A 21,451-nucleotide genomic window follows, 5' to 3' on the forward strand; every position below is an offset into this window, starting at 1 on the left:
AGCAGAGCATGACAAAACGTTGTTCGTGGGTCAAGATGACCAATCCGCTCTACATTGCCTATCATGATGAGGAGTGGGGCCAACCCCTCCATGATGACCAAGCATTGTTTGAGTTGTTGTGTATGGAAACCTATCAGGCAGGCCTGTCTTGGGAAACGGTGCTCAACAAACGCCAATCTTTCCGAGAAGCCTTTAATGGCTATCACATTCAAGCAGTCGCAGAGATGACTGACACCGAATTGGAAGCCTTGCTGGAGAATCCAGCCATCATCCGAAATAGAGCTAAGATTTTTGCTACACGCGCTAATGCCCAAGCCTTTCTACGACTACAGGAAGAATATGGCTCTTTTGATGCCTATCTTTGGTCCTTTGTTGAGGGGAAAACGATCGTTAACGATGTTCCCGATTACCGCCAAGCCCCAGCTAAAACACCTCTGTCTGAGAAATTAGCCAAAGATCTCAAAAAGCGAGGCTTCAAGTTCACAGGTCCAGTCGCTGTCTTGTCTTTTCTACAAGCAGCAGGGCTAGTTGATGACCACGAGAATGGTTGTGAGTGGAAAAGCGGTCATTAGTGTGTACAGGTAACTAGCATATCTGAGAATATAGAAAAAAGCTGAGAAATTTTTCCCAGCTTTTTATATATACTAGTATATTTGTTAGAGTGAAGTCAGAAAAGTGATTCCACCTAAAATAACACCAGCTGAATTTGGAATGATTAGTATCCAATCCTTCTTAGGTTCCTTTGTCCATCCATAAATAACCCAGATTAAGCAAGATATTGCAGCTGATAAAGGTTGAAATGGTTGAGCTTTATTTCCTTGTAAATTAGCGATAATTTGAGGTATGTAGGCAATAAATACTATAATTCCAATAAAGGCACCAATAGAACCTACGATTCGATTAATTTTTTGTTTTGTCATATACACCTCCTTCAAAAGGATACCATAGAAATTAGCGAAATGCAATAAATTCAGATACAAATTGTAACGAAAACCAATACAAAAGCACAAAAATAGAGAAACTATTTATTTTTTGTTATAGTCAAAGCGAATGATTTGCTCCTTTGCATCTACATGGGCGTGGACTCCGAAGGGGACAATGGCTCTTGGAGTTGCGTGGCCGACATTCAGATTATAGACAATAGGGATATTGCTGTCAATGATATCCAATAGTGCCTCTTTATAGTCGTCATAGAAAGTTTCATCCATAGGTTTCCCGACCAAGAGTCCGCTGATGACCTCGAATATGCCAGTTTCTTTTAAAGTCTGCAACATCTTTTTGAAATATTCCGGCTCAGGCTTTTCTTCGCTTGTTTCTAGCAAGAGAATTTTTCCTTCCCAGTCTGACAAGTCAGGGAAAAGTTTGTATTTTTGACAGAGATCCGTGCTGTCTGCGTATCGAGAGTTGTTAAAGATATCGTAGAGGGATTCGAGGCAACCACCGAGGATTTTTCCCTCGAACTGGGCAGTTCCTTGCAACAAGTCAAAACCAGTATTTGCATGACTGATACGATGTGTCCCCAGAGCCTTGGGACTAAAATCCGTTCGTTCCTCATACCAAACATTGCTAGGGCGGATTTCTGAGATTCTTCCCGTCTCAATCAATTCTTTAAAGTAGTGAAGGCTATAGGCTAACATTTCTTTGTCTAATTCACAAATGTCAGCTAAAAAGGATTGGCCATAAAAAGTCTTGATTCCTAGTTTATGCAACATGAGATGGTTCATGGTTGTATCCGAGAAACCAAGAAATATTTTTTGGTTGATAACCTTTTGTAGTTGGTCATTTTCAAAAAGATAAGGTAGTAAGCGATAGGTATCGTCTCCACCGATGGCGCATAGGATTATGTCGATGCTATCATCAGAAAAGGCATGCATCAAATCCTCTGCACGCGCTTCAGGATGGTCTTTGATAAAGTCTAATCCTTTTAGCGAATGGGGCAAAAAGATAGGATTGAGTCCCAGATCCTTGAGACGTTGGACACCCAAGTCAACTTCATGTTTGACAAAGTCCTCTCCGATAATGCCACTAGATAAACTAACAATACCAATAGTAGAAACCATATCTTATCCTCCTAGAAATAGATTGAGCCTATTTTATCACAAAAGATAAGAGAAAGCTATGTGGGATGTCAGAAGAATACTTTTAATACTCTTCGAAAATCTCTTCAAACCACGTCAGCTTTGCCTTGCCGTATATATGTTACTGACTTCGTCAGTTCTATCTACAACCTCAAAGCACTGCTTTGAGCAACCTGCGGCTAGCTTCCTAGTTTGCTCTTTGATTTTCATTGAGTATGAGCCTATTTTATCATAAAAGATTAGATAGGGCTATGTGGGATTTCAGAAGAATGCTTTTAAATCAAGAAAGTAGTAAAAAAGCAACCGCACCTGCAGTTGCTTTTATCATTCTCTTAATAGCGTGTTGGTCCTGCACTTGCGCTGCGGATGTTCAAGCGCTTCTTGAGATAGAAGCGAAGGGCTAGGAGGGCTGCTCCGATAATAGCTAGTGGCAATGGAGCAAGTACGGGGTTAAGGTTAGCTGGTAGGAAGCTTGTTGCAAAGAAAACAAGCAACCAAAGGAACATAGAAGCTAGGATAACCAGTACAGATTTCCAGAAAGGTGGACGTTGACTGCGGTCCATATCTGGTCCATAGTATTGGTAAACAAAGTAGTACATCAAGTAGAAGGCAAATCCACCAACCAGTCCAACTAGCAGGAGGGTGACAAATCCATAGCCGAAAGCTTGATCTGCCGCAAAGAAGGTTGTGAGGGCGCTGACGAGGGCAAAGAGGCTAGTGATGAAAAGAGCTGAGTCCATAATCATCAGTTTTGGATCATCATTTTCTTTTGGATGCTCTTTTTCATATTGTTCCTTGACAGTGAAACTATGAGCCCAATGAGTTGGCGCGCCATAGAGGGAACGAGCAGTCGTACCCTTGGCTTGCTCTTCAAGGATTTGAGGAATGACTTCCTCAAAAATAGTCTTGATTTCAGCGTCTGTTTTCCCATCTTTGATGAATTGTTGGGTAGCGATGTGGATAAACTCTTGGTTTTTCTTAGTTAATTTTTGTAGATCAATCTGAGACATAAATATTCCTCTTAGAACCATTTTTTATGGATGAGATAGAGAGTGAGCGAGACACTCATAGCAAAGGCGATAAAGACGATTAACCAGAAGGCATTTGGCTCACCGTTTAGGGGGATTTCATTATCCTTAAAGTTCATCCCGTAGGCAGAAAAGACCATGGTTGGGATGGACATGACGATGGTCACAAGGGCCAAGGTTTTCATGATGTTGTTCTGGTTGTTGGAAATGATAGAGGCAAAGGTCTCTGTCATAGAGTGTAAGACATTTCCATAAATATCTGCCATCTCGATGGCCTGTTGGGTTTCAATCAGGGTGTCTTCAAGCAGATCTTCGTCCTCAAGGTATTTCTTGATATTGCTGGTTGAGCTGGTCAATTTCTTAATCACACGCTCATTTGTTTTGAGGGAAGCCTTGAAATAGACGATGGTTTTTTCCAATTCCATGAGCTCAATCAATTCTTCATTACGAGTTGATTGATGCAGTTGACTTTCGATTTGTTCACTCTTACGGTCAATCGAACGAAGGGCTGTTAGGTATAGTTCTGCATTGCGATAAAGAATCTGAAAGATAAAACGCGAACGCATGAAAGTGTAGAAATTACGCAAGCGACGGTTGATAAAGACATCAAGGACTGGTAATGGTTCCAAACACGTAGTGATAATGGTTTCCTCGGTGATGATAATACCAAGCGGGATGGTTACGTAGTAGGTGCGGTTATTTCTTTCCTCTGTGACTGGCACGTCAACGATAATCAGGGTGTACTCGTCTTCAATGGTAATACGAGACATTTCTTCCGCATCGAGCGGTGCTCGAAGGTCGGCGATATCAATATCGAAGGCGTTGGCGATTTCGAGTGATTCATTTTGAGTCGGATTGACGAGATTGATCCAAGTACCCGGTTCAAGCGTATCGATCTCTTTAAATTCAGTTGTTGTAGAGAGAAAAACTTGTTTCATATCCCTTATCCTTTCTCATTTTTCAGATTTTTTCACACCGTACTATTATACTACAAATTCAGCCTTTTGGGTAATAGAATCTCACTTTTTTTGGTATAATGGTAAGCAATAATGGACTAGAAAGAACAAAGATGCAAGATAAAATTGTCATTCATGGGGCGCGTGCCCATAATTTAAAAAATATTGATGTGGAGATTCCACGAGACAAGTTGGTTGTCGTGACAGGCTTGTCAGGTTCAGGGAAATCCAGTCTGGCCTTTGATACCCTCTATGCCGAGGGACAACGGCGCTATGTAGAGAGTTTGTCAGCCTATGCTCGTCAATTCTTGGGAAATATGGAGAAGCCTGATGTAGATGCTATTGATGGTCTCAGCCCAGCTATTTCCATCGACCAGAAAACGACTAGTAAAAATCCTCGCTCGACGGTGGGAACAACGACTGAAATCAATGACTATCTGCGTCTCCTCTACGCACGTGTGGGGACGCCTTACTGTATCAACGGGCATGGGGCTATCAAGGCCTCTTCGGTGGAGCAAATCGTTGATAAGGTTTTGGAGTTACCTGAACGCCAGCGCTTGCAGATCTTGGCCCCTGTCATCCGCAAGAAAAAAGGCCAACATAAGGGTGTTATCGAGAAGGTTCAGAAAGATGGTTATGTTCGAGTCCGTGTGGATGGGGAAGTCTATGATGTGACCGAAGTACCAGAGTTGTCTAAGAGCAAGCAACACAATATTGATGTCGTGGTTGACCGTATTGTCATCAAGGAGGGCATCCGTAGTCGTCTCTTTGACTCCATTGAGGCTGCCCTTCGTATCGCAGAAGGTTATGTCATTATCGACACTATGGACGACTCTGAGTTATTGTTCTCTGAGCACTATGCCTGCCCAGTTTGTGGATTTACTGTTCCAGAGTTAGAGCCTCGTCTCTTCTCTTTCAATGCACCTTTTGGTTCTTGTAGTGAATGTGACGGCTTGGGCATCAAGCTGGAGGTGGATATCGACCTAGTAGTGCCAGATGCCAGCAAAACGCTACGTGAGGGGGCGCTAGCACCTTGGAATCCTATCTCATCTAACTACTATCCAAATATGCTAGAGCAGGCCATGACAGCTTTTGGAGTGGATATGGATAAGCCTTTTGAGGACTTGTCAGAAGAAGATAAGAACTTGATTCTCTATGGATCAGATGGTAAGGAATTCCATTTCCACTATGAGAATGAATTTGGTGGCGTGCGTGATATCTATATTCCTTTTGAGGGAGTTGTTAATAATATCAAACGTCGCTACCATGAAACCAATAGTGACTACACCCGCACCCAGATGCGCCTCTACATGAATGAGCTGACCTGCGGAACCTGTTACGGCTATCGTCTCAATGACCAGGCCTTGTCTGTCCGTGTGGGTGGCGAGCAAGGTCCACATATCGGAGAAATTTCAGACCTGTCTATCGCAGATCACTTGGACTTGGTGAGTCAGCTAACCTTGTCTGAAAATGAAGCTATTATTGCTCGTCCCATTCTCAAGGAAATCAAGGACCGTTTGACTTTCCTTAATAACGTGGGTCTTAACTATCTAACCCTGTCACGTTCGGCAGGAACCCTTTCAGGTGGGGAAAGTCAGCGTATTCGCTTGGCGACCCAGATTGGCTCTAACTTATCAGGTGTCCTCTATATCCTAGACGAGCCGTCAATCGGTCTTCACCAGAGGGACAATGACCGTCTGATTGCCAGTCTCAAAAAGATGCGTGATTTGGGCAATACTCTTATCGTGGTGGAACATGATGAAGATACCATGCGTGAGGCGGATTATCTGATTGACGTTGGTCCCGGTGCCGGTGTTTTTGGTGGGGAAATTGTTGCGGCAGGTACGCCCAAACAGGTGGCTCGTAACAGTAAGTCTATCACAGGCCAGTACTTGTCAGGAAAACGTGCCATTCCAGTGCCAGAAGATCGCCGTACCGGAAATGGTCGTTTTATCGAAGTGACAGGAGCGCGTGAGAACAACCTGCAAAATGTCACAGCTCGTTTCCCACTAGGAAAATTCATCGCGGTGACAGGGGTATCAGGTTCAGGGAAGTCGACCTTAATCAACAGCATCCTCAAAAAAGCTATTGCCCAGAAGCTCAACCGTAATTCAGATAAGCCTGGTAAATTCAAGACCATCACAGGGATTGAGCATGTAGACCGCTTGATTGATATTGACCAGAGTCCAATCGGACGAACGCCGAGGTCTAACCCGGCTACCTATACGGGAGTTTTTGACGACATCCGTGACCTCTTTGCCCAGACAAATGAGGCCAAGATTCGAGGTTACAAGAAGGGGCGTTTCAGTTTCAACGTCAAGGGTGGTCGCTGTGAAGCCTGCTCAGGTGACGGGATCATCAAGATTGAGATGCACTTCTTGCCAGATGTTTATGTGGCTTGTGAAGTCTGCCACGGAACCCGCTACAACAGTGAGACCCTAGAAGTTCATTACAAGGAAAAAAATATCTCGCAAGTCTTGGACATGACCGTCAACGATGCGGTGGAGTTTTTCCAACACATTCCAAAGATTCAACGTAAACTTCAGACCATCAAGGATGTGGGACTTGGTTATGTGACATTGGGGCAACCTGCTACCACCCTTTCTGGAGGAGAAGCTCAGCGTATGAAGCTGGCTAGTGAACTCCACAAACGCTCGACAGGTAAGTCATTCTACATTCTGGATGAGCCGACGACAGGTCTTCATACCGAGGATATTGCTCGCTTGCTTAAGGTTTTAGCTCGCTTTGTAGACGATGGCAATACAGTCCTCGTCATTGAGCACAATCTAGACGTTATCAAGACAGCAGACCATATCATCGACTTGGGACCTGAGGGCGGTGTCGGTGGTGGAACCATCATCTCAACGGGAACTCCAGAAGAAGTAGCGGCCAACGAAGCCAGCTACACAGGACAGTATTTGAAAGGAAAGTTACATCATGAATAAACGCGTACAAGCATTTCTATCTAAAATGCAAGAAAAGGAACTGGATGGCATTATCATCAATAACCTTAAAAACGTCTATTATTTGACTGGTTTTTGGGGTTCAAATGGAACAGTATTCATCAGTCGTGACCGTCAGGTTTTGGTGACAGACTCTCGCTATATCATTGCAGCCAAGCAAGAAACCAGTGGTTTTGAGATTGTGGCTGACCGTGATGAATTGGCTGTCATTGCAGGAATTGTCAAGGACATGGGCTTGTCTCGTATCGGTTTTGAAGATGAGATTTCAGTCTCTTATTATCACCGTATGCAGGCAGCTTTTGCAGGTTTGGACTTGCTTCCACAAACTCAGTTTGTTGAAGGCCTTCGAATGATTAAGGATGAGGCAGAGATTGCAGCTATTCGCAAGGCTTGTTCTATCTCAGACCAAGCTTTTCGCGATGCGCTTGACTTTATCACACCAGGAAAAACTGAAATTGAGATTGCCAACTTCCTTGACTTCCGTATGCGTGAGTTGGGAGCATCTGGCTTGTCTTTTGACACTATCCTAGCTAGCGGTATCAACTCTTCCAAACCTCATGCTCATCCCATGCACAAACCAGTGGAGCTAGGGGAAGCTATTACCATGGATTTCGGTTGCCTCTATGACCACTATGTTAGCGATATGACACGAACTATCTATCTGGGGCATGTCAGCGACGAGCAGGCGGAAATTTACAATACGGTTCTGAAAGCCAACCAAGCCTTGATTGACCAGGCTAAGGCAGGATTAGCTTTCCGAGACTTTGACAAAATTCCTCGTGATATTATCATCGAGTCAGGCTATGGCGACTACTTTACCCACGGTATTGGACACGGTATTGGACTGGATATCCATGAAGAGCCTTACTTTAGCCAAACTTCTACAGAAATTATTAAGGCAGGTATGGCCTTAACCGATGAACCAGGTATCTATATCGAAGGCAAATATGGCGTTCGTATTGAGGATGATATCTTGATTACAGAGACAGGTTGTGAATTATTGACCCTAGCTCCAAAAGAGTTGATAGTCATTTAATAGTCAAACAGCTCAAATGATTGACTTTTAAAATTTAAAGGTTTATACTGAAAGACGAAAACGGTAGGTGAGGCTACCATAGGGATACGGATGACTACCGCAAAGCAGTGGAGACACTACTCGTTGGTCAACAGTTTTGGTCGCGAAGGCTAAGACTAAGCTCATTACATTGCCCTATGGAGTTAAAGCTTGAACGAAAAAACAGATAATTAGTTTTTTAATCCTGCCATTTTTTGATGGTAGGATTTTCTACTGTTAAAAATAAAGAAAGGAGAAGAGTATGCAAATTGATGATCATCCAGAGCCGCAGTATATGAGTCAGTTACTGTTTTGTATACTCGCCTTTGAGATTTATACTCTTCTAAAATCAAATTCAAACCACGTCAACGTCGCCTTGCCGTACTCAAGTACAGCCTGTGGCTAGTTTCCTAGTTTGCTCTTTGATTTTCATTGAGTATTAGACAGTGAGTGACTCCTTGTTTAGAGTGAGAAAGTGAGTAAAAATTGCTATTCTCACTAAGGAAGGAGAATACATGAAAACTACAAAAGAAAGATTAGCGACAGCTATTCAAGTCCCTTTAGACGAGAGTCTAACTTTTTATCATACCAGTTTAAACGGATTGACAGAGGAACAAGTCGAAAAAAATCGTAGCCTCTATGGAGAAAATATGATTACCAAAGGCCAAGAAGATTCGATTTTGAAAAAGATTTACGAATCGATTATCAATCCTTTCACAATTATCTTGCTTGTCATTGCTACTATATCTTTAGTGACCAATGTTTGGTTGGCAAAATCAGGTCAAGAGGATCCCACGACTTCTATTATCATTGTTGTCCTAGTCCTCATTTCTGGTGGCATTCGATTTGTTCAAGAACTCCGCAGTGATAAGGCAGCCACCAATCTTTCAAAAATGATTGTTAACACAGCGACTGTCATTCGTCAAGGGGAAATTCAAGAAGTACCTATCGATGATTTGGTAGTAGGTGATGTGGTTAAATTAAGCGCTGGTGATATGATTCCAGCAGATCTTCTTTTATTTGAGTCGCGCGATTTCTTTGTACAACAGTCTGGTTTGACAGGAGAAAGTGATGCAGTTGAAAAATTGGCCTTGACCAGGGCAATAGACCAACAATCTGATAGCCTTCTCGAAGCTGAATCCTTGGCCTTTATGGGAACCAATGTCTTGTCTGGTAGTGCTAAGGCTGTAGTTTTGGCGGTTGGTGATGCTACCATGATGGGAGCCATTGAGCAGACTCTAAACACCTATGATGAGCCTACTTCGTTTGAACGGGAGATGAATAGTATTTCTTGGCTCTTGATTCGCTTGATGTTGGTTATGGTTCCCATCGTTTTCTTGTCCAATGGTTTAACAGATGGTGATTGGTTAGAGGCAGGTGTATTTGCACTGAGTGTCGGTGTTGGATTGACACCTGAGATGCTGCCTATGATTATTACCGCTAGCCTAGCAAAGGGTTCTATTATCATGGCCAAGGAAAAAGTGGTTATCAAAAAACTCAATGCCATACAGGATTTAGGGGCGATTGATATCTTGTGTACAGATAAAACAGGAACTTTAACCCAAGATGAAATCGTTCTAGAATATCCCTTGGACATCCACGGGCGCTTGGATTTGACCGTCTTGAGACGGGCCTATCTCAATTCCTATTTTCAAACTGGTCTGAAAAATTTGATGGACAGAGCTATTATCAAGCGGACTGAAAAGGAAGCAAAAGAACACGCCCTCTTGCAAAATCTGGCTCAAACCTTTCAAAAAATAGATGAACTTCCCTTTGATTTTGAACGTAGACGGATGAGTGTTATCGTTAAGGATGAACACGAAACGGTTAGTTTGGTAACTAAGGGAGCCCTTGAGGAAATGTTGATGATTTCCAGTCATGCGGAATATCATGGAATGATTACTCCCTTGACAGATGCTATTAGAGAAGAAATCTTAGCAGAAGTCAGACAGCTAAATCAACAAGGTTTGCGTGTCTTGGGAGTGGCCTATAAGTCAGGTTTGAGGGAAGGTCATGCCTATACAGTTGATGACGAAGGAGATATGATTCTAACTGGTTATTTAGCTTTCCTAGATCCTCCTAAACCATCTGCAGCACCAGCAATTAAGGCACTGTTAGAGCATGGGGTTCAAACAAAGATTTTGACGGGAGACAACGAAAAAGTTACCCAAGCAGTCTGTGAAAAGGTTGGTTTGGATATCAATCAGATGCTGTTGGGGTCTGAAATTGATCAGATGAGTGATCAAGAATTGGCCCAAGCCGTAGAGGAGGTAACAGTCTTTGCCAAACTTTCTCCTGATCAAAAAGCAAGGATTATTTTGCAATTTAAGGCCAATGGTCATGCTGTTGGCTATATGGGAGATGGAATCAATGATGCTCCTTCTATGAAAGTTGCAGATGTGGGGATTTCTGTTGATACAGCAGTAGATATTGCCAAAGAAACAGCTGATGTTATCCTGCTTGATAAGGATCTAATGGTGCTTGAAAAAGGACTTGTTGAAGGTCGTAAGGTTTATGCCAATATGACCAAATATATCAAAATGACAGTGAGTTCTAATTTTGGAAATATCTTATCCCTATTGGTCTCTGGAATCTTTTTACCATTTTTACCGATGGCTCCAGTTCATTTGATTATCCTAAATCTAGTCTATGATTTGTCTTGTATTGCCTTGCCTTTTGACAAGGTGGATAAAGATTTTTTGAGAAATCCGCATACCTGGGAAGCTAAGTCCATCACACGTTTCATGATTTGGATGGGACCTATCTCTTCTGCCTTTGATATTTTGACCTTCAGTTTGCTTTATTTTATCATTGTACCTATGACAACAGGTCAAACTTACGTTCATGGGGCAGAGTCTGCCGTAGGCTTTATTGTTTTGTTCCAAACGGGTTGGTTTATCGAGTCCATGTGGTCGCAGACCATGGTTATCCATATGTTGCGTTCAGCCAACATTCCTTTTTTACAAAGTCGTCCAGCTTGGCTAGTCCTTGTGACAACCTTATTGGCTGCAGCCTTTGTGACCTTCCTTCCCTACAGTCTACTAGCTAGCTTTCTTCATTTAACTCCTTTGAAACCGATTTATTTCATCTTTTTGATTTTTATCATCATTTTGTACATGATTAGCGTGACAATTGTGAAAAAAATCTATATCAAGAAATATAAAGAATGGCTGTAAATTTCATTTTGTCAAGAAAAAAGTACGAAAATGACGAAAAAAGTCAAAAAAATTTAAAAATAGGTCGCAAGTCGGATGTTTTTTATGGTATAATAGACTAAACTGATAGTAACATGTAGCGAAAGGGGTAGGTACATGATTAAAATTTATACAGTCTCAAGTTGTACTAGCTGTAAAAAAGCGAAAACCTGGCTCAATGCCCACCAGTTAAGTTATAAAGAACAAAACCTTGGTAAAGAAGGAATTACTAGAGAAGAATTACTGGATATTCTAACCAAAACAGATAACGGAATAGCCAGCATTGTTTCATCTAAAAATCGCTATGCCAAAGCCCTTGGAGTGGATATTGAAGATTTGAGTGTCAATGAAGTCCTCAATCTGATTATGGAAACACCGAGAATTTTAAAGAGCCCAATCCTTGTAGATGAAAAACGCCTGCAAGTTGGCTATAAGGAAGACGATATTCGTGCCTTCCTACCACGCTCTGTCCGTAATGTAGAAAATGCAGAAGCACGTTTGCGTGCAGCTCTATAAACATCAAGGCTGGGAGTGCTTCCTAGCCTTGTTTACTCTTTTAATTCAAAAATGATGTGAGGAATTATGAAAAAAATACTGATTACAAGTTTTGCACTACTTTTCTTGCTTGCTGGATGTGGGCAAAAAAAAGCGACAACTGCGTCCTCTAGTAGTGAATCTGAAACGTTACAGTCAACCTTACCTGTCCTAGAGAATGCTGAGAAGAATACAGTAGTTACAAAAACATTTATGCTACCGAAGTCAACAGACGGTAGTCAGCAGATTCAAACGGTCACATATAAAGGAAAACAATTTTTAAGTTTGACTATTATTCAGAAAAGACCAGTTACCGATGAATTGAAGACTTTTGTAACTGAGCATGGTGTAGAGGCTACCCAAAAAGCCCTTATTGAAGCTGAAGGTAAAGATACCTCGATTCAGGAAGCACGCAAGTTGCCAGGTTTTACTCTTGAGACGAAGCTACTAAGTGAAACAGAAATTCAAACAACAACTACTTATGATTTTCAGGTTTTAGATATCAAAAAAGCTTCACAGGTTGAATATCTAAAGAATATTGGCTTGGAAAATCTTTTGAAAAATGAACCGAGTCAATATGTAGCAGACAGATTGGCAAATGGCGCGACAGAACAGTAGAAAATCCAAATCAATAGACTGCCTGAATTGTAGAACGTAAGGAATTATGCTATAATGGTACTATTCTAAGGAAAGAGGGTGTTAGAATGGGATTTACTGAAGAAACAGTACGTTTTAAATTGGACGATTCCAATAAAAAAGAAATTAGCGAAACTTTGACTGATGTCTATGCTTCGTTGAACGATAAGGGCTACAACCCAATTAACCAAATCGTAGGTTACGTATTGAGTGGAGACCCTGCCTACGTTCCTCGTTATAATAATGCACGAAATCAAATCCGTAAGTATGAGCGTGATGAAATCGTTGAGGAATTGGTTCGCTACTACCTAAAAGGACAAGGAGTCGATCTATAATCTATGAGAATTATGGGATTGGACGTCGGTTCAAAAACGGTAGGGGTGGCCATTAGCGATCCGCTCGGTTTTACAGCTCAAGGGCTTGAAATCATCCAAATCAATGAGGAACAAGGCCAATTTGGTTTTGATCGCGTTAAAGAGTTGGTTGATACATACAAGGTGGAACGATTTGTAGTGGGCTTGCCTAAAAACATGAACAATACAAGCGGACCGCGCGTGGAAGCTAGTCAAGCTTACGGAGCAAAGTTAGAAGAGCTTTTTGATTTACCAGTAGACTATCAAGATGAACGCTTGACAACAGTTGCCGCAGAGCGCATGTTGATTGAACAAGCAGATATCAGCCGTAACAAGCGTAAGAAAGTCATTGATAAGTTAGCAGCTCAGCTGATTTTACAAAATTATTTAGATAGAAAATTTTAATACAAAGGAGAGGCTATGTCACACGATCATAACCACGACCACGAAGAACGTGAATTAATTACACTAGTAGATGAGCAAGGAAATGAAACCTTGTTTGAAATCCTTTTGACGATTGACGGAAAAGAAGAATTTGGTAAAAACTATGTTCTTCTAGTACCAGTTAACGCAGAAGAAGACGAAGACGGACAAGTTGAAATCCAAGCTTACTCATTCATCGAAAACGAAGATGGAACAGAAGGCGAATTGCAACCAATCCCAGAAGACTCAGAAGACGAATGGAACATGATTGAAGAAGTCTTCAACAGCTTTATGGAGGAGTAAAAACATCCAGTGGATGTTTTTAGCCCAGCTCTTTGAAATAAAAAAGAGCTGGTAAGTCCGGGGACGTTTTTACCCTTACGCTAAAAATAAAGACCGTAAGTAAGTCTGGGAGACTGTATCACTAAAACTCCTAGAAATTGGAAGAGTTGGAACATCAAGTGGATGTTTTTAGCTCAAGTTAATATTCATAGTAGCTAGTTATTAGCTAACCAGGTTAGAGGTCGGGACGAAAATCCTGGCCTTGTTTTTATTAGTCATCATGCTTTGATGTGGTAATTGATTGGACTTTTGTCAAGGAGATATATATGTTTGAAGTAGAAGAATGGCTTCACAGTCGGATTGGTTTGAATTTTCGATCAGGTTTGGGGCGAATGCAACAAGCGGTGGATTTGTTAGGAAATCCCGAAAAGTTTTACCCTATTATCCACGTCACTGGGACTAATGGGAAAGGATCTACCATTGCTTTTATGAGGGAGTTATTTATGGGGCATGGCAAAAAAGTTGCGTCCTTTACCTCCCCTCATATCGTCTCTATCAATGATCGAATCTGCATTAACGGGCAACCTATAGCAGACATAGACTTTATTCGTTTGGCTGAGCAGGTCAAGGAGATGGAGAAAACGCTTCTGCAAACCCATGATCAGTTGTCCTTTTTTGAATTGCTGACCTTGATTGCTTTTCTTTATTTTAGAGAGCAAGAGGTTGATTTGGTTCTACTGGAAGTGGGAATTGGTGGCTTACTTGACACGACCAATGTGGTAACCGGAGAGATTGCTGTCATCACTTCCATCGGACTTGACCATCAGGAGACTCTGGGCGATAGTCTAGAAGCAATCGCAGAGCAGAAAGCTGGTATTTTTAAGGCTGGTAAGAAGGCAGTGATTGCGAAGTTGTCTTCAGAAGCTAGGCTTGTTTGTCAGGAAAAAGCCGAATCTTTAGCTGTTGACCTTTATCAGACAGGTCAGGATTTTTCAATGTTGAATGGTGATTTTTCAAGTTCTTTACTAAATATTTTGCAGCTGAAAATAGGTTTAGAAGGAGCTTATCAGCAGGAGAATGCGGCCTTGGCGTTGCAAACTTTTCTTCTCTTTATGAGGGAAGAAAAGGAAGTTGTTAATGAGCAGGCTGTAAGACAGGCTTTGGAGAAGACCTATTGGGCTGGTCGTTTAGAGCGTATTCGTCCTCAGATTTATTTGGACGGTGCTCATAACCTCCCTGCCTTGACCCGCTTGGTTGAATTTATCAAAGAAAAAGAGCAGGAAGGTTATCGTCCTCAAATCCTATTTGGAGCCTTGAAACGGAAGGATTATCAAGGGATGTTGGCTTATCTGACTGAAAAATTACCTCAGGTGGAACTCAAGGTGACCGGCTTTGACTATCAAGGTTCTTTGGATGAAACAGATGTAACAGGTTACAATATAGTTCCTTCTTACCGAGAATTTATTAGCGATTTTGAAACAAGAGCAGATGCCCAGGATTTGTTGTTCGTTACAGGGTCTCTCTATTTTATCTCAGAAGTACGGGCCTACTTGCTGGCCCATGAGCAGATAAATTGACCTCCTTTTTTGAACTTGTTATACTAGGAAAACTACTAGTTAGAAGGAAAAACTTCTGTAAATTGGTAGCAGAAAGGAAATTCATCATGAAATTAAAAAGATTCACACTTTCTCTTGCTTCTCTAGCAAGTCTTAGTCTCTTAGTAGCTTGTTCACAAAGAGCTCAACAAGTTCAACAACCAGTAGCTCAATCGCAAACACAACAAACTCAGCAATCACAACCTGCTGCTTCATCTTCGGCAGAAAATTCAAACCAGGCAGCGACAAGTTCTTCACAAAATACGCCTGAGGCTCAACCAACCAATATTGATGGAACTTATACTGGTCAGGACGAAGGAGACCGTATCACTTTAGTGGTAACTGGAACAACTGGTACATGGACACAGGTAGAAACTGACGGAGATCAAGAAATCAAGCAGGTTAGCTTCGATGCCGCTAATCAACGCATGATTATTGGGGATGATGCCAAGATTTATGCAATTAATGGCAATCAGATGATTATTGACGATAGGGATAGAGAAGCGTCTGATCGCATTGTTTTATCAAAATAGACTGGAAGGAGACTGGTTTTGTCAGTCTCTTTTGCTTTTACTCAGAAAAATGATTATAAATACTTGCCTTCTACCGAATACCTGCGTTATACTAGTATTAATTACCTGTTTTTAGCATTCATACTCTTCGAAAATCTCTTCAAACCACGTCAGCTTCCATCTGCAACCTCAAAACAGTGTTTTGAGCAACCTGCGACTAGCTTCCTAGTTTGCTCTTTGCTTTTCATTGAGTATCAAAATATCAAGGAGGGGATATGAAATATAGAAAATTTCAATTATTGATGTCCAAGTATGGCTTTAGTCTTTCGATTATGCTACTTGAACTTTGTCTTGTTTTTGGTGTATTTCTCTATCTGGGACGAATGGCGCCTATTATCTGGATTATTCTTGTTGTTTTAGTGAGTTTAGCGACTATTGTATCGATTGTCAATCGTTCTATGAATCCCGAGAGTAAGGTAACATGGCTTTTAGTAGCCTTTGTTCCAGTGTTTGGACCATTGCTATATATCATGTTTGGAGAACGTCGTTTGTCCAAGAAAGAAATGAAGCAACTGGAACAATTGCAATCCATGGTTCATCGTGAGGATAACAGTAGAGCTTTGCGTTTGGAATTAAAGGAACAAGACAAATCTGCTTACGGAGTCATCAAATCACTCCTCAGTATGGATACAAATGCAGATGTATATGATCAAACAGATACGAAGTTTTTTGCTTCTGGAGAAAGTATGTGGCAACAGATGCTGGAGGATCTTAAGAAAGCTGAAAAGTTTATCTTTCTAGAGTACTATATTGTCGAAGAAGGTTTGATGTGGAATAGTATTTTAGAGATTTTGGAAGAAAAAGTCGCCCAAGGTGTAGAAGTGAAAATGCTTTATGATGACATTGGTTGTATGGCAACATTACCTGGTGATTATACTATTCAGCTTCGGGGAAGAGGGATTGAGGCCCATAAGTTTAACAAGGTAATTCCTCGTTTGACAGTTGCTTATAACAATCGTGATCACCGTAAAATCTTAATTATTGATGGTCAGATTGCTTATACTGGTGGTATTAACCTTGCAGATGAGTATATCAATCATGTAGAGAGATTTGGATATTGGAAGGATAGTGGTATCCGTTTAGATGGTTTAGCGGTCAAGGCTTTAACAAGACTCTTTTTAGCAACTTGGTATATAAATCGTGGGGAAATTAGTGATTTCGATCAATATCACCTTGAGAATCAACCGAGAGATGGTCAAGGGTTTTGTATACCATATAGTAGCGGACCTAAACCCATTTACCGAGCTCAGGTGGGAAAAACTGTTTATCAGAATCTCATCAATCAGGCGACAGATTATATCTATATTACGACCCCTTATCTTATCATTGACTATGATTTGACTGAAAGTATTAAAAATGCTTCCCTGAGAGGAGTAGATGTGCGAATTGTTACACCTTATATTCCAGATAAGAAAGTAATCCAATTAGTCACTAGAGGAGCGTACTTAGATCTGCTTTCGGCAGGAGTCCGCATTTACGAATACAGTCCAGGTTTCCTTCACAGTAAACAAATGATCGTTGATGGCGAGGTAGCAACCGTTGGGACTATCAATTTTGATTATCGTAGTCTGGTTCATCACTATGAAAATGCAGTGTTGTTATATCGAACCCAATCAATTCTAGATATTGCGGAGGATTTTAGAGGAATTCTCCAAGTTTCACGAGAAATCAATTCCTACACCATTAAACCAAAGTGGTATCAAACTCTTATCAAAGAAATTGTCCAGTTATTTGCACCCATGCTTTAAAAACAAAAAGATTTGACCTTGAGTTAAATCTTTTTATATGGTTAAGGGAGACTTTCAATTCGGGAGGCTAGATTGTTTTTGTAGCATCAAACGAATCGCTATTCTAGATAGGATATAAGGTAAATACCAATCCCGGGCTGACATTCCGGTAAGATTTTGATATACTAAAACAGATAAACTTGGAGGAAAAACGAATGAATGTATATGGAAAAAAAGATGAGAGCTATGAAGAATCTCGTTACCCAGATTGGACATTACCAGAAAAAAAGGAAACTCTGCTTCCGCTTTTTAGTATTTTGATTGGAAGCTTGATTGCCACAGTGATTTCTGTTGTCCTACCTTTTATTTTTGATTTAATGAGCCCTCAACAGACTCAGGACCTTTATATTGGATGGGCCTTGCATCAAACTGGTCAGATTTATATAGACTACTTTGGGACTAATGGCTTGCTTTATTATTTAGTAGCTTATCTTTTGAAAGGGAGTGTTTTAATTTCTCTTGTGGAATGGTTGGCTCTGTTTGGGGCAGGTATTTTCCTTTTTAAAGCAGCAGATACTCTTACCGACCAAAGTGAGCAGGCCAAGCAAGTTGTGTTTGTATTTTATCTCCTCGTTGCAGGACTTGGTTTTGGTGGAGGTTATGCCCTTTTCCTAGCATTACCATTTTTATTTTACTCTTTGCACATTGTGACGCAGTATTTGTCTTATCCGGATAGTGATAAAGGATTTTTGCGACTTGGAATGAGTTTTGCTCTAGCATTCTTCCTTGCTCCATTGCCTACAGCTTTATTTGTAGCTACGATTGCCTTGGCATTGATCGGTTTTAATGTGGCGGAGCATCGATTTGTTCATGGATTGTATCAATTTTTTGCAGCTGCTCTTGGATTTTCTATTGTCTTTTATCCTTTAGGTTATTTTACGGTCTTGCAAGGAAGTTTTGGTGATGCGATTAGTCAAACTTTTTACCCCTTAAATGCAGTGAGTCTGTTTGCAAATAATCTTTTGGTTGAAAATGCAGTTTTCTATGGATTGCTTGCTATTGGGGTTGGTTCTCTCACTCTCCTCTTTAAGGGCTTATTCCAATTAAAACCAGCCAAGCAATATTCATTATCACTTGTTGCTAGCTTAGGCTTGCTGCTTGTGTTATCTATGTTGATTTTATCTAAAGAGTCAGCGTATGGTTCACGTTTAGTCCTGCTGATTCCATTCTTGACATTACTCCTTATAACAGAAATTAAGGGTAAGGATAGAGTGAATCGTCGTCGGAGAAATGATGGCGATAGTTCTTTCCTAAAAAGTAATTTATACTTACCGCTTGTTGCAATAGCTTATTTATTGCTTCTACCAGTTTTGAGTCGTTATGTTTTTCATCCATCAGCATATCAAGAAAGAGCCCGTCTTGCGAGTGTCGTCAAAAAGGAAACGAGTGTTGAAGATCGTGTATATGCGTGGGATAACCGTCCCGAGTTTTATCTAGAAAGTGAACGTCTAGCACCAAGTTCTTTATTGATCCCAACTCTCTATACTGCAAGCGATGAGAATAAAACCAAACTTATGAATGACCTGAAGGAGAATCAACCGAAGATGATTATGGTTAATCAACAAGTGGCTTTGTGGTCAGATGTAGAGACTTTGCTTAGTGAAAAATATGAACTTGTTAAGACGGATACGAACGAATTCAAACTATATAAATTAAAATAATCAAATCAATATCTTGTGTATTTTTAAAATTTTTAGGATTTTTACCACAAGATATTGATTTTTCTTTTTAGAGTGGTATAATACTTTTTAGAAAGAACATTTTAGAAAAGAGCATGCATATGATTGCACTAGAAGAAAAAATTACAATTTTGCCAACTCTCTTCGTCGAGAAACGAGATGGGAGACGTGTTGTATTTGATGTGGACAAGATTGACAAGGCTCTCCACAAGGCGGCAGACAAGGTTATGGATGTGACACCCTTAGTCGAAAAACGCCTCAATGCTCTGACTGAGCGAATTGTCACAGAAATTCATAGTCGCTTTCCGCAGGGAGTTAAGATTTATGAAATTCAAAATATCGTAGAACATGAACTCCTTGAAGCCAAAGAATATGCGCTGGCTGAGGAGTATATTACTTATCGGACGCAGAGGGATTTTGAGCGCTCAAAAGCGACGGATATCAACTTTAGCATCCATAAACTTCTCAACAAAGACCAGGCAGTTGTCAATGAAAATGCTAATAAAGACAGTGATGTCTTTAACACTCAGCGTGATTTGACAGCGGGTATTGTTGGGAAATCAATCGGACTGCAAATGCTTCCTAAGCACGTAGCCAATGCCCACCAAAAAGGGGATATCCACTATCACGATTTGGACTACAGTCCCTATACACCTATGACCAACTGCTGTTTGATTGATTTCAAGGGTATGTTGGAAAATGGTTTTAAGATTGGAAATGCAGAGGTAGAAAGTCCTAAGTCTATCCAGACTGCGACAGCTCAGATTTCCCAAATCATCGCCAACGTTGCTTCTAGCCAGTATGGAGGCTGTTCAGCTGACCGTATTGATGAAGTTTTGGCGCCTTATGCAGAGAAGAATTACCAAAAACATCTCAAAGATGCAGAAGAGTGGGTCTTACCTGACAAACGGGAAGATTACGCTTGGAAGAAAACCCAAAAAGACATCTACGATGCCATGCAATCTCTTGAGTATGAAATCAATACTCTCTTCACTTCAAATGGACAAACACCTTTTACTTCGCTAGGTTTTGGTCTGGGAACCAATCGTTTTGAGCGTGAAATTCAAAAAGCTATCTTGAACATCCGAATCAAGGGCCTTGGTTCAGAACATCGAACAGCCATCTTCCCTAAACTCATCTTTACTCTGAAACGAGGTCTCAATTTAGAGGAAGGAACTCTAAACTACGACATCAAGCAGTTGGCTCTAGAGTGTGCAACCAAGCGGATGTATCCAGACGTCTTGTCTTATGATAAGGTTGTTGACTTGACAGGCTCCTTCAAGGTTCCTATGGGTTGCCGTTCTTTCCTTCAAGGATGGAAGGATGAAAATGGTGTCGAGGTCAATTCAGGTCGCATGAATCTGGGCGTTGTGACGGTTAACCTGCCTCGTATTGCTCTCGAGTCTGAAGGTGATATGACCAAGTTCTGGGAAATCTTCAACGAGCGGATGAATATCGCAGAAGATGCTCTGGTTTACCGTGTCGAACGGACCAAGGAAGCGACACCAGCCAATGCTCCTATCCTGTATCAATACGGTGCTTTTGGTCATCGTCTAGGTAAAGAAGAAAGTGTTGACCAGCTCTTTAAGAATCGTAGAGCAACAGTATCACTGGGCTATATCGGCTTGTATGAAGTAGCGACTGTTTTCTTTGGTAACAGCTGGGAAAGCAATCCAGATGCTAAGGAATTCACGCTAGACATCATTCGCGATATGAAACGCCGTGTAGAAGAGTGGTCAGATCAATATGGCTACCATTTCTCTATCTACTCAACACCATCTGAAAGTTTGACAGACCGTTTCTGCCGACTAGATACAGAGAAGTTTGGTTCTATTCCTGATATTACAGATAAGGAATACTACACCAATTCTTTCCATTACGATGTTCGTAAAAATCCAACACCGTTTGAAAAATTGGACTTTGAGAAAGTCTATCCAGAAGCAGGTGCGTCAGGTGGCTTTATCCACTATTGTGAGTATCCAGTCCTTCAGCAAAATCCAAAGGCCTTGGAAGCTGTCTGGGACTATGCCTATGACCGTGTCGGCTATTTAGGCACCAATACACCAATTGACCGTTGCTACAAGTGTGACTTTGAAGGGGATTTTGAACCAACTGAGAGAGGATTTGCTTGTCCAAACTGTGGAAATAGCGACCCTAAAACAGTAGACGTTGTTAAGCGGACTTGTGGCTATTTAGGTAATCCTCAAGCTAGACCTATGGTCAATGGACGTCACAAGGAAATCGCTGCACGTGTCAAACACATGAATGGCTCAACGATTAAAATAGCTGGGCATCAAGTAACAAATTAGGAAGAAGT

General features: G+C 41.1%; 18 protein-coding genes and 1 riboswitch. Of the genes, 14 read left to right on the forward strand and 4 right to left on the reverse strand.

Annotation, left to right across the window (positions count from 1 at the left end; all coding sequences use genetic code 11):
- Positions 1–8: 8 nt before the first annotated feature.
- Positions 9–572: a DNA-3-methyladenine glycosylase I gene (locus EII37_RS02695; protein ID WP_124787519.1), complete on the forward strand. Its 564-nt coding sequence runs from the start codon at positions 9–11 to the stop codon at positions 570–572.
- An 84-nt stretch (positions 573–656) separates the two neighbouring features.
- Here the strand turns inward: EII37_RS02695 and EII37_RS02700 are convergent, their stop codons facing one another.
- The 4 genes from EII37_RS02700 to EII37_RS02715 form a co-directional block, all read right to left on the reverse strand.
- Positions 657–920, reverse strand: a complete 264-nt coding sequence (locus EII37_RS02700; protein ID WP_000166114.1) for a SemiSWEET family transporter — start codon at positions 918–920, stop codon at positions 657–659.
- A gap of 105 nt (positions 921–1,025) precedes the next feature.
- On the reverse strand, positions 1,026–2,060 hold the full coding sequence (locus tag EII37_RS02705; RefSeq protein WP_124787520.1) for a S66 peptidase family protein: 1,035 nt from the start codon (positions 2,058–2,060) through the stop codon (positions 1,026–1,028).
- A 350-nt stretch (positions 2,061–2,410) separates the two neighbouring features.
- A complete protein-coding gene (locus EII37_RS02710; protein ID WP_124787521.1) occupies positions 2,411–3,088 on the reverse strand; it encodes a DUF1129 domain-containing protein in 678 nt (225 codons plus the stop codon).
- Between the two features lie 11 nt (positions 3,089–3,099).
- A complete protein-coding gene (locus tag EII37_RS02715) occupies positions 3,100–4,044 on the reverse strand; it encodes a magnesium transporter CorA family protein (protein ID WP_000815623.1) in 945 nt (314 codons plus the stop codon).
- Between the two features lie 131 nt (positions 4,045–4,175).
- Between EII37_RS02715 and uvrA the strand changes: the two genes are divergently transcribed.
- From uvrA to nrdD, 13 genes are all read left to right on the forward strand, one after another.
- Positions 4,176–7,007 carry an excinuclease ABC subunit UvrA gene (gene uvrA, locus EII37_RS02720; protein WP_124787522.1) on the forward strand — a complete coding sequence of 944 codons (2,832 nt, stop codon included), beginning with the start codon at positions 4,176–4,178 and terminating at the stop codon, positions 7,005–7,007.
- The gene (locus tag EII37_RS02725; protein WP_124787523.1) at positions 7,000–8,061 is read left to right on the forward strand and encodes a Xaa-Pro peptidase family protein; all 1,062 of its coding nucleotides are present in this window, start codon (positions 7,000–7,002) and stop codon (positions 8,059–8,061) included. Before uvrA ends, EII37_RS02725 begins: the two co-directional genes overlap by 8 nt.
- 57 nt (positions 8,062–8,118) lie before the next feature.
- Positions 8,119–8,270: riboswitch (M-box (ykoK) riboswitch) on the forward strand.
- A gap of 324 nt (positions 8,271–8,594) precedes the next feature.
- Complete coding sequence (mgtA, locus tag EII37_RS02735; RefSeq protein ID WP_124787524.1) at positions 8,595–11,255, forward strand: magnesium-translocating P-type ATPase; 2,661 nt, start codon at positions 8,595–8,597, stop codon at positions 11,253–11,255.
- A 135-nt stretch (positions 11,256–11,390) separates the two neighbouring features.
- Entirely contained in the window at positions 11,391–11,789 is a 399-nt protein-coding gene (gene spx / locus EII37_RS02745) for a transcriptional regulator Spx (protein ID WP_000591165.1), read from the forward strand.
- A 66-nt stretch (positions 11,790–11,855) separates the two neighbouring features.
- Positions 11,856–12,425 carry an SP0191 family lipoprotein gene (locus EII37_RS02750; RefSeq protein ID WP_124787525.1) on the forward strand — a complete coding sequence of 190 codons (570 nt, stop codon included), beginning with the start codon at positions 11,856–11,858 and terminating at the stop codon, positions 12,423–12,425.
- 86 nt (positions 12,426–12,511) lie between these two features.
- The gene (locus EII37_RS02755; RefSeq protein ID WP_000507059.1) at positions 12,512–12,778 is read left to right on the forward strand and encodes an IreB family regulatory phosphoprotein; all 267 of its coding nucleotides are present in this window, start codon (positions 12,512–12,514) and stop codon (positions 12,776–12,778) included.
- Positions 12,779–12,781: 3 nt separating this feature from the next.
- Positions 12,782–13,201, forward strand: a complete 420-nt coding sequence (gene ruvX / locus EII37_RS02760; protein WP_033628869.1) for a Holliday junction resolvase RuvX — start codon at positions 12,782–12,784, stop codon at positions 13,199–13,201.
- A 15-nt stretch (positions 13,202–13,216) separates the two neighbouring features.
- Positions 13,217–13,522: a DUF1292 domain-containing protein gene (locus EII37_RS02765; RefSeq protein ID WP_000017620.1), complete on the forward strand. Its 306-nt coding sequence runs from the start codon at positions 13,217–13,219 to the stop codon at positions 13,520–13,522.
- 305 nt (positions 13,523–13,827) lie between these two features.
- A complete protein-coding gene (locus tag EII37_RS02770; RefSeq protein WP_124787526.1) occupies positions 13,828–15,078 on the forward strand; it encodes a folylpolyglutamate synthase/dihydrofolate synthase family protein in 1,251 nt (416 codons plus the stop codon).
- A gap of 86 nt (positions 15,079–15,164) precedes the next feature.
- The gene (locus EII37_RS02775) at positions 15,165–15,629 is read left to right on the forward strand and encodes an SP_0198 family lipoprotein (RefSeq protein ID WP_023946810.1); all 465 of its coding nucleotides are present in this window, start codon (positions 15,165–15,167) and stop codon (positions 15,627–15,629) included.
- Positions 15,630–15,883: 254 nt separating this feature from the next.
- A complete protein-coding gene (gene cls, locus EII37_RS02780) occupies positions 15,884–17,416 on the forward strand; it encodes a cardiolipin synthase (protein WP_124787527.1) in 1,533 nt (510 codons plus the stop codon).
- A gap of 194 nt (positions 17,417–17,610) precedes the next feature.
- Positions 17,611–19,116 (forward strand): damage-inducible protein CinA, encoded by a 1,506-nt coding sequence (locus tag EII37_RS02785; RefSeq protein WP_124787528.1) that lies wholly within the window; start codon positions 17,611–17,613, stop codon positions 19,114–19,116.
- Between the two features lie 119 nt (positions 19,117–19,235).
- Positions 19,236–21,443: an anaerobic ribonucleoside-triphosphate reductase gene (nrdD, locus tag EII37_RS02790; protein ID WP_185695941.1), complete on the forward strand. Its 2,208-nt coding sequence runs from the start codon at positions 19,236–19,238 to the stop codon at positions 21,441–21,443.
- Positions 21,444–21,451 lie beyond the last annotated feature (8 nt).

Source organism: Streptococcus sp. OH4692_COT-348, from assembly GCF_003859975.1.
GTDB lineage: Bacteria > Bacillota > Bacilli > Lactobacillales > Streptococcaceae > Streptococcus.